General features: G+C 42.3%; 8 protein-coding genes. 3 read left to right on the top strand and 5 right to left on the bottom strand.

The genetic code is table 11. The features are described from left to right. Both CAN34_RS06710 and dusA read left to right on the top strand, forming a co-directional pair. Positions 1-1,141: MFS transporter (locus CAN34_RS06710; protein WP_121509226.1), on the top strand; the 1,141-nt coding region annotated here is incomplete at its 5' end. A 229-nt stretch (positions 1,142-1,370) separates the two neighbouring features. After that, positions 1,371-2,342: a tRNA dihydrouridine(20/20a) synthase DusA gene (gene dusA, locus CAN34_RS06715; RefSeq protein WP_089554995.1), complete on the top strand. Its 972-nt coding sequence runs from the start codon at positions 1,371-1,373 to the stop codon at positions 2,340-2,342. A 57-nt stretch (positions 2,343-2,399) separates the two neighbouring features. Here dusA and CAN34_RS06720 read toward each other — a convergent pair whose 3' ends face one another. The 4 genes from CAN34_RS06720 to CAN34_RS06735 all read right to left on the bottom strand — a co-directional run bounded on the left by CAN34_RS06720 (position 2,400) and on the right by CAN34_RS06735 (position 8,562). Further along, entirely contained in the window at positions 2,400-3,197 is a 798-nt protein-coding gene (locus tag CAN34_RS06720; RefSeq protein ID WP_254423116.1) for a CPBP family intramembrane glutamic endopeptidase, read from the bottom strand. A gap of 11 nt (positions 3,198-3,208) precedes the next feature. After that, entirely contained in the window at positions 3,209-4,096 is an 888-nt protein-coding gene (locus CAN34_RS06725; RefSeq protein ID WP_089554996.1) for an alpha/beta fold hydrolase, read from the bottom strand. A gap of 135 nt (positions 4,097-4,231) precedes the next feature. Continuing rightward, on the bottom strand, positions 4,232-5,287 hold the full coding sequence (gene sppA, locus CAN34_RS06730) for a signal peptide peptidase SppA (protein ID WP_089554997.1): 1,056 nt from the start codon (positions 5,285-5,287) through the stop codon (positions 4,232-4,234). Between the two features lie 215 nt (positions 5,288-5,502). After that, the gene (locus CAN34_RS06735) at positions 5,503-8,562 is read right to left on the bottom strand and encodes a ComEC/Rec2 family competence protein (protein WP_254423117.1); all 3,060 of its coding nucleotides are present in this window, start codon (positions 8,560-8,562) and stop codon (positions 5,503-5,505) included. A gap of 305 nt (positions 8,563-8,867) precedes the next feature. On the opposite strand from CAN34_RS06735, the gene CAN34_RS06740 reads away from it, so the two are divergent. Then, positions 8,868-9,443 (top strand): DUF2062 domain-containing protein, encoded by a 576-nt coding sequence (locus CAN34_RS06740; RefSeq protein ID WP_254423118.1) that lies wholly within the window; start codon positions 8,868-8,870, stop codon positions 9,441-9,443. 45 nt (positions 9,444-9,488) lie between these two features. Here CAN34_RS06740 and CAN34_RS06745 read toward each other — a convergent pair whose 3' ends face one another. Next, positions 9,489-9,800, bottom strand: a complete 312-nt coding sequence (locus tag CAN34_RS06745; protein ID WP_089554999.1) for a hypothetical protein — start codon at positions 9,798-9,800, stop codon at positions 9,489-9,491. Positions 9,801-9,880: the final 80 nt, after the last annotated feature.

Consider the following 9,880-nt stretch of genomic DNA (forward strand, 5'->3'; position numbering starts at 1 on the left):
TACTATAAAAATACAGGGGCTTGTACTGTTTGCCACTGGTTATTTGGCGCGCCCACTTGGCGGTGTCATCTTTGGTCGTTATGGTGATATCAAAGGTCGCAAACCCATGCTATTAATCAGTATTTTGGTTACTGCTGGCAGTGTATTAGCCATGGCTTGCTTGCCTACTTATGCACAACTGGGATTGATTGCGCCGGCTTTATTTATTATATTACGACTGATACAAGGGATGGCATTTGGTCTTTATGTACCGCTTGCCTGGGTTTTCGTAGCTGAGCATGTGCCGCGCCAATACCTGTCAGTGGGCTGTAGTTATGTCACCGCCAGTTTTTTTACGGGTGTATTATTCTCTAATGCTTTTTTTCTTTGGTTAAGCAATTCGATGACCGTTGACCAACTTGCTGATTATGGCTGGCGCATACCGTTTTTTGTTGCGGCCATCCTCAGCCTCTTGCCGTTATTAGGATGGCGATGGATAGATGAATCACCGTTTTTTGCTCAAATGAAAAACTCAAAACCGAAAGAGTATGTTGCTAAACCATTTACCCTTCTCTTTAAGCATTGTAAGCATTCCATATTTATTGGCATGGTATTAGCCCTAATTGTCTCTAGTATAACGACCGTCGTCGTGCTCTTGCTACCTGATTTAATTGAATTACGCTTTACATTAGACAGTGATTTATTTGGTTTTTCACACAGCCTAGGCATTGTATTTATGATTTTTGGCTGTGTCTTTTATGGCATCATCTCTAACCACCAAAATTTTGGCAAAATTTTAACGATAGGCTCTATCTTATTAATCGCCCAAATGTTTGCCTTTTTTTATCATCTGCAAGCAAGTGGCGACTACATCCTAATTATGTATGCCCTTTTGGGATTTTGTGCTGGCATCGTTGGTATGATACCGGCTATTCTTGTGCAATTATTTCCAACCAATGTACGCCTAACGGGAATGGCTTTTTGTTATAATATCGCCTACGGCATTGTAGGTGTATTGGTGCCTTTTGGGCTGGGTTATGCCACTCTGTATGTGAGTTTTTCGCCCGCCCTCTACATCGCGTTCATCGGTTTTATTGGAATAATAATGGGACTTTATTTTTATAACTTGCCTGAATTCAAAAAAATTGATGAAGTCATTTAGGTAAAGGTTAGTCAACTTGCCTGCTATTGGGTTCTCTTACTATCTGACTTAGTGACCCTTTTACTTATATAGAATGAACTTATAGATTAACCATAAGGTGCAATGCGCAGTTGAAGCATTGCGCCTTATACAGTCGTCATATAGCATCGCCACATAGAGTCTAAATATTAAAAACCACACTTGAAGAACACACTTAAAAACCCTCTTAGAAAATTAAGGCTTAACAACCATGGTTGATATGACCAACAAGCGCCTCTCAGTCGCGCCCATGATCGATTGGACCACCACAGATTATCGTTATTTTGCTCGCCTCTTTAACCCACATGTCTATTTATATACCGAGATGATTAGTACTGGTGCGCTGATACACGGTAATCGCGCGCGGCATCTACGCTTTGATACGCTTGAGCACCCGCTGGTGCTGCAACTTGGTGGTGCAGATATCGCTGAGATGACCCAGTGTGCCGAATTCGCTCAGCAGCATGGCTATGACGAGGTCAATATCAACGTTGGTTGTCCATCTGACCGCGTACAACATAATAAGATTGGTGCCTGCCTCATGGCGGAGCCCAATACAGTTGCAGATTTAGTGAGACACATGCAAGCGGCGGTCGATATCCCAGTGACGGTTAAACACCGTATTGGTATCGATGATTTTGACAGTTACGAGTTTATGGCAGATTTTGTGCAAACGGTGGCGGCGGGCGGTTGTACAAGATTCATCGTTCATGCGCGTACGGCGTGGCTACAAGGCTTAAGTCCGAAGCAAAATCGCGAGATACCGCCGCTGCGCTATGAGGATGTTTACCGTCTTAAACAAGACTTTCCAGCGCTTGATATCGAGATTAATGGTGGTATCGAGACGGTTGCTGATATTGCCACACATTTGCAGCATATAGACGGCGTGATGATTGGACGAGCGTTTTACCATAACCCTTACTTATTAGCAGAAGCCAATAGCTTATGGGGCGAGCCAGCACCTAAACGCTCAGATATTTTGGCGCAGCTCTATCCTTATTTAGAAGAGCAAATGGCTAAAGGTGAAGTGCTGCCAACGATGACACGGCATTATTTAGGATTGTTCCAAGGGCTGACGGGTGCACGAAAATGGCGACAGGCGTTGAGTGGTAAACCGCACTTGACGATTGACGATATCAAACGCGCTGCGGATGAGGTTTTACTATTAAACCCTGATGCTTAGCTGAATTTATAATATGGCATAATGGCTGTTAAGTATGCGCGAACAGCCGTTATTGCTTTATGCAACTTGCGCTAAATATTGCCCCATAGCCGCGCCATTATTTATAATATGCAATAATATTGGCAGCCATAACGAGCCTGATTTGATACGCGCATAGCAGAAGATCAACGCCAGTACCACAATGGTACTTATCTCATAAATGCCATATTGCAAGTGAATGACGGCAAATATCAAACTGGTCATTAGGCTCGCTATTATTGCCCCGCGATGCTCTGAATATAATGAGCTAGAGAATTGCTCTGCAATGGCTGACCATAATATGCCACGAAATATCAGCTCTTCATAAAGTGGCGCAACAATGACCATCGCAAAAACCAGTAACCATACTGAGCTCACAGACTGATATAAAGGGTCTACAAACGTCAGCGGCGACGCATCAAGCCAATACGTTAATGCCTGACTGCCAATCATAAATATCACCAGCAATCCTATCATGCCCGCGCCAACCGCTAATGAAAAAGGTTTTAACGCCAAATACTGGCGTAAATCACCTCCTCTTAGGCGAATGACTAAAACGCTGATTGCCACTAATAGTAGACAGCCTATAATGATAGAAACACTGACCACCGTTCCATCATTACTACCAAAAAAGAAAATATCGCCTACACTTGCATTTTTAGCGTCAGGCAATAATAGTTTGCCAGCGATATAAACGCCTATTAATTGACTAATAAAAAATGTAACCACCATTCCTATGACAAGTAGCAAGGTGCCTAAGCGCGAAAATAATGGCGAATAGTTAGACTGTGCAGCAGAGTCGTTATTTACAGTCATCGTTGGATTTGGCTTTAGCATAACGTCGTAACTCAAGCTGGCAATTGTTGTTTTATCAACGCTAACACTTGCAGTGATACAGAGTCTGGATGCTCGAGTGGAAACATATGACCGCCTGCATGAGTTTCATATGGAATATCCAAGCGTGACTTTATTTGCTGCGGGAAGCGGCTCTTTAAAAACACACTGTCCTTACCAATAATCAGAGTAACGGGTGGCTTAGGAGCACGATTTGGGCTCAGCCAATACCAAGAAGGATTGGTTCGAAAGACCGCAACTTCACTTTCTTTGGGGATGGCGAGTGTCACCTTGCCATCAGCGCGCTCATGTAAACCATGCTCGATATAGCCCTGAAAACTGCGCTCATCAAAATTTTTAAAAAATCCTTTATGGCGCATTTTATCATAGGCATCTTTTCGGCTGTCCCAAACGTCACGGCGATGCTTAGACACCCCAGCAGGCGATAACTTATCCATCAAGCGATTATTCATCATTGGTAACCGGTCAGCAGTTTTAGCAAGATGCCATAGGAAACTGACTTTGCCATAAATCCAAGGTGGATCCATGAGCACCGCTTGAGCAAAGTATTCTGGGGCGCGATATAGTGCCTGCAAGGTACACATAGCACCGAGCGAATGACCAACGCCTACCACTTGGGTGACACCATGCTTCTCACAGGTATTTTTAACACTATTAATAACTTGCTGTGTGAGACTGCGCCAATGATCATCGACCGGATAATCAGGGGTGTTACCCAGCATAGCAATATATTCAATCGTAAAAAATTCCGCTAAATTCTCAAAAAACGGCTGGTAGACTGCGCTTGGCATGCCATTAGCATGGGCAAAATGAATGACTGGCTTTTGGGTTATTTTAGATACAGGTAACGCAGCAAAGGTCTGCAAGTTGATTCCATTCATGACAGGCTCTCATTGATTTAAATAGCTATTTGGTGTATTTTTTATAATAATTGAATATGAGATACAATTAAGGCTGAGCATAATCATACGCTCAGCCTCAACAATCATACACATTAAATCTAAAACATAAAGTAATTAACGCATCTGCGCATTACCCTCTTGTTGTGGTAACACATCAAGATTGATACTTGAACCAACGCCTGCGCCGAATTTAACCGCAAAGCGATCCATAAATAAGCTGAACGGATCGGTTGGGGTATAATTGACCACATTATCAAGTTTTAGCTGTTTCTCTAAGCTTGAGATACTACCCTTTTTATCTGCTAAACCGAGTGCGATAGATTGCTCGCCAGTCCAAAATAGCCCTGAAAACAACTTATTCTGTTCAGGATTTTTTAGACGATCGCCGCGACCTTCTTTCACTGCATCGATAAAGTGTTTATGCGTATTGGCCAGCACTTTTTCGACGTGCTTTTCTTCGTAATCAGTGAGTGGACGTGACAAACTTAAAATATCTTTGTACTCGCCTGCAGTAATGGTGCGATCTTCTACGCCGACCTTATCCATTAAGCCTTCTATATTATAGCTTGGCATAATAACCCCAATCGAACCAACCAAGCTTGATGGATTGACATAAATCTCATCAGCAGCTGAAGCGATATAATAAGCGCCAGAAGCACCAATATCACCAATCACCGCATAAAGCTTTTTATCGGGATATTCTTTACGTAAGTCCATCATGGTTTGCCAGATTTCGTCAGACTGTACGGGAGAGCCACCCGGTGAGTTAATATCTAGAGCCACCGCTTTTGAATTACTATTTTTAAAAGCGCGAGTTAAGGCGTCATTGACATCATAAGCATTGGCGACATCACCACTACTAATTGTCCCTTGTAGCTCAACCACTGCTAAATGTGGTTTGCTGGTATCGATACCATCAAGACCAGATGCTGTTTCAGTGCTGCAACTACGACCGATCGTCAAAAATATCAATAGAATATAACCAAATGTCAATAGCTTAAAGAAAATACTCCAGCGACGTGCGCGACGTTGCTCGACCACACTGGCTAGTAAAGTATTTTCAATCAGTCGCCATTCTTGTCCGCTCGGCTGGCTTGACTGCTGCATCGGCACTGGCTGATTTGCCGAATTGTCAGGACGTTTGTTAGGGTCTGGTGGCCAGTTGGGCATATAACTTCCTAAGTCAGAAACAATGTAAAACGATAAAAGAGATGATATAGAAACTATGTACAGTAAAAATTAATGTACAGCAAAAATTAATATTTCTTACTGTTCAAGCTTTCTGTATGAATAGGCTACTAAGTATGGTGCCATTTCGCTCATGGTTCAATAGCGGATCTGTGAAATGCGTGCATTTTCTAATGGCAATATTATCAAGATGAAGGCTAAGGCTTAATGTAGGTATCAGTATCGACAATAGCATTAACAGATAAAGCAGCTTCTAATGGCTTATCATCATAGGTTATTATCTCACGTATTTGTTGCCGGCTTATTACATCAGCAGATATATGCGAGGCACTGTGACCAAGCCATGTCGTGCGATTCATTGCTACATTTGTGTTTTTTGTCTCAGCCGAGCACATTAATGACCACATTTGCCAAACGCGCTGATGAGTATCTGTATTCAAAATCAGACGTGATTGAGAAGCATGTGCTTGGTCAGTCGGTTGTTGGCTGTCTGATGTGAGAGTTTGTACAGTGACAGGTAATGACTTGAGTGGATCACTTGCATGATACTTTAGCACCCTTATAGGTTTGCTGCTATCAATAGCAACAGTGCAGTCCCAAACACTGGCATCCTCTATATTGCTCCAACCTGTTGTTGCTTGCAACGTTAAACCACCGTTCGCTAGTTGCCATGTTTTACCTGCTTCGCAGCGTTGGGCACTGATATTGATAGCACTTTGAGAGTGATTGGCTACTTTATAAGCTTCCTGAAGCGCAGACCAACGCTCACTACGCCCTGCTTGCCAATATTGGCTAACTGGTAAACGCTGACTTAGCTGAGCGACTGTCATTGGCAAAAGCTCAGAGGCTTTGGGATTTATCGCATTGCGCGTATTGTCATAAGCGCGCGAATCAGTCACGCCAATACTACTGCTTTGTACTACGATGCCCTCTAGTTTATTGACGGATAAGCTACCCAATTGTTGCTCTAGTGCGGCAGATAATTTATCTGCAGTCAGACTACTGGCCATTGTTCTTGCATCCATAGGTCTATGGTCGGCTAAAAACAGCCAGCTGACATTTTTCTTATCCGTGTTATTGATGACAGGATACTGTAACAAAGAAGCACTTATATACTGATCCCCCGTTGGCAAAACATATAAGCTGGGGGTCATGGTTAATGACTGCTGATTGGCATATACGGTCATGACTAAAAGGCTGAGCGGCGGTATTGCCAACCAACGACTGATCAGACCGCGGGGCACCAGCCAAGGCAACATGGCTAGTATTACCATGAGTAAAATCGCCAAATTGACAGGTGTATATAACCACGCATCTGATAGCGCAGGCAATGCCGTTAGCCATGCTATCAGCTCATGTAAACTACTTACCATTGCAATGACAAGCGTCCAAATACCCTCTGCTACAGGAGGTAATATCAAATAGCAAAGTCCTGCTAGAAGATTCAGCGGTACAATGATCCAGCCAAATAAGCCAATCGCAAATAGATTGATGACCAGACCCCACAGCGATGCCTTACCAAACAACAATAAAGTCACAGGCAGTAGAGCGATAAATAGCCAACACTGTAATTTAAATAAACGTTTAAAACCTAACCATATATGTGTAAGCACATGACGGTTTTTATAAAGGTTGTTTGGGGATGAATTATTCGGCGGGCGACTATTCGGAGAAAAGTTATGAGTAAAGATAGGTGATTGGCTTGATTGTAATTGCTGACGCTGCTGTGAGGTATCATCATATTTGAGTAATAGCACCACGGCAATAAAGGACAACCAATAACCTGCCTGCCATAACACATAAGGATCGCGCCATGCCATTAGCACCGCCAGCGCAAATAATACGCGCATAGTACTGATGGGCAATAAAGTGAGCCTTGCCACACCTACCGCCAGTAACATCCAAGCAGTACGAGCAGCCGGTACATCAAACCCTGTAAATAACGCATAAATAAACGCAGCGCTAATCATCACCCACCAACGTACTTGCCAGCGCGATACATAACGATATACTGCTGGATATAGACGATTCAGCAATAGTACAATGGCCCCTGCAAACATGATTGCTAAAAACAAAACATGCGTACCTGAGATAGCCAACAAATGCGAAATACCTGCCAGTTGATATAAATCTTTAGTATCACGACTAATTAAACTGCGATCGCCGGTCAGCAAACTTAAAGTTACTGCTTTCGCTTGTTGCTGTGCGGCAGTATTTGCGGACCAACCCTGATAAAAGTGTTGGCGTAACTGCCAACGCCCTTGGTCAATACTAGTACGTAAGCGTTGTAGATAAGAATCATCAGATATTACCAGCGACGCTGAGTCATTAAGCGCCACAGTCGAGCTACTGGTAGCCATTATATTGGCTACCCCATCAATATGACGACCCCGTAACCATCGATAACTATCAAAACCTGAAGGATTGTTTAGCGCTTGCTCAGAAGTAGCAAGCGGCGTAAGCGTCAAGGTCAAGGTCAAGGTCATAAATAGCTTATCACCAGGCTGCAAATGATTTAAGTCTATCATCTGATTTTGCTTAGTTGTTTTGTTCGATGAGCGCTTAGATGGTTTGTTAGATGGTTTGTTAGATGCCTTGTTTAATGGCTGTTTAACTGGTTTTTTCGGATAAGCATTGAGCAATACACGATATTCGATATTTTCGGTACTATTTCTGCTTAAATCATTTTCACTTAAATAATCGTTATTTACCTTATCTATGCTTAGGCTATTATTAAGCCCTGCCCTATAATTCGCTGAAACTGTATCTAAATCTTGCGCCGTCAACTCAGATACCAATGGCGTTACGTAATTGATGGTAGCTACTTGCCGATAGCCAGTATCAGGGGTGGCATCATAGACGCTATCACTGATACCCTCGATACTAACTAAAGCCTGTACACGCATGGGCTCAATAATTTTTGTGGCTTCTGCCTGTTGATGGCTAACCAAAGCTTGCAGCGCACTTCCAATAACCAGCCCGATTGCTAATATGGCGACTAAGATATGATTGGCGATACGAGCAGCAAGCTGAGAGTAACGAGATGAGTGGCGAGAAGGGTTTGTGGTATTGACGAAAGGTATATTGAATTGGCTAATAACCAGCAGAATAATGACAAGAAAAGCGAGTGATAAAGATAGAATAGGAGTATTTACGATATGCATTAACCATGGACTAATTGGCAGCGCCATACTATCGGCAACTGCCAAAACGCCCATCATAGCGATGATAATAAAGCTACCAATTAACCAGTACACCAGCGCTCCTTGCTTGATATTCTGAATGTTAAATTATGTCTAAGAAGAACCTTCTTATTAGCATAAATAAAGAATTGGGTTGTTCCGTTATTCTTACCTTAGCCATAAAAACCGCTATATCAAGCAATGGTATTTATACTGATATTACCCTATACTGATGACACATACTGCGATCGTGATTATCCAACATTATTATCCTGTTTTTCTGATAACATCCTTATCCGTATTTTTTATTAACAATATTACTGCATACTAGCCTATCAATATGATTGAGCGGGCTGTAGATAACGATCGAAGGCGATTCTGTGCCAAAAAAACGTCTGCAAGACTTGCTCCCTACCCCTGAACAAATTTTAGAAAGTCGCACATTAAAACTATTTGCGCCGCAACTTGCTGACCCGCGTTTGTGGCATTTTAATCGGCACAGCTTGAACAAAGCGGTTTATATTGGTGTGCTTAGCGCATTTTTTCCACTACCAGGACAAATGTTATTGGCATTAATCGGCGCGCTTATTTTTCGTGCTAATGTACCAATGGCGCTCGGTCTGACATGGATTACCAATCCGCTCACCAGCTTACCTGTCTTTTATGCCGCTTATTATATTGGCGCCAAAATCCTTGACGTACCGATGATTAGCCTACGGCTTATTGGCAGGATGATTGCTGATTTTAGCTTATGGGCATTGTCAGACGGCGCCAATCCATTTATTACTTATAAAGGCACCGTATCAATATCGGCTTTTTCTTTAGGTATCACTATTCTAGCCATTATTACCAGCATTATATGCGGCTTAGCATTTAAAGCGATCTGGCGTTATAAAACCGTGACTACTTGGCAGAAACGTCAGAGTAATTCCTCCGATAAACTACCTAAACCTTAATCAGCTACTGTAATATAAAGTAATAGCCGGTATCGTTATCCAAACCTATAAACCGTCTTCTTTATGTTTCTCTATCGTGTTAAGAATATTATTAGTAAGGTCGGTATTCATCACAAAAACATCAACCACTGCTTCATCTTTAAGTAATATGTAGCGCTTGCCTGTTGCGCTATCCTGAGCTTTTAAATCGAAATCAACACCGGCTAACGTGATAGCATCAAAAACAGGGGTAAGCAGATCTATTTGTGCTTGTTTCTCAATCGTATCGAATAACGTCGGATCCATATAAAGCTTTAATGGCTCATCACCCTCTTCAATACTACCAAAAGCCGCAATCGGGTCGTCATCTTTATTCATAATATCAATCCTCATTAAATAAAAAGGCTGCTATTTTTTATCCTCTTTTTTATCTTCTTTTTTATTAATAGTCTCACCGT

This window comes from Psychrobacter sp. DAB_AL32B, from assembly GCF_002224105.1.
In the GTDB taxonomy this organism is placed as follows: domain Bacteria; phylum Pseudomonadota; class Gammaproteobacteria; order Pseudomonadales; family Moraxellaceae; genus Psychrobacter.

Excerpts from the sequence above, each read along its gene's own strand:
- CAN34_RS06725 (WP_089554996.1), bottom strand. The coding sequence starts at position 4,096 with ATGAATGGAATCAACTTGCAGACCTTTGCTGCGTTACCTGTATCTAAA.
- sppA (WP_089554997.1), bottom strand. The coding sequence starts at position 5,287 with ATGCCCAACTGGCCACCAGACCCTAACAAACGTCCTGACAATTCGGCA.
- CAN34_RS06745 (WP_089554999.1), bottom strand. The coding sequence starts at position 9,800 with ATGAATAAAGATGACGACCCGATTGCGGCTTTTGGTAGTATTGAAGAG.
- dusA (WP_089554995.1), top strand. The coding sequence starts at position 1,371 with ATGGTTGATATGACCAACAAGCGCCTCTCAGTCGCGCCCATGATCGAT.
- CAN34_RS06720 (WP_254423116.1), bottom strand. The coding sequence starts at position 3,197 with ATGCTAAAGCCAAATCCAACGATGACTGTAAATAACGACTCTGCTGCA.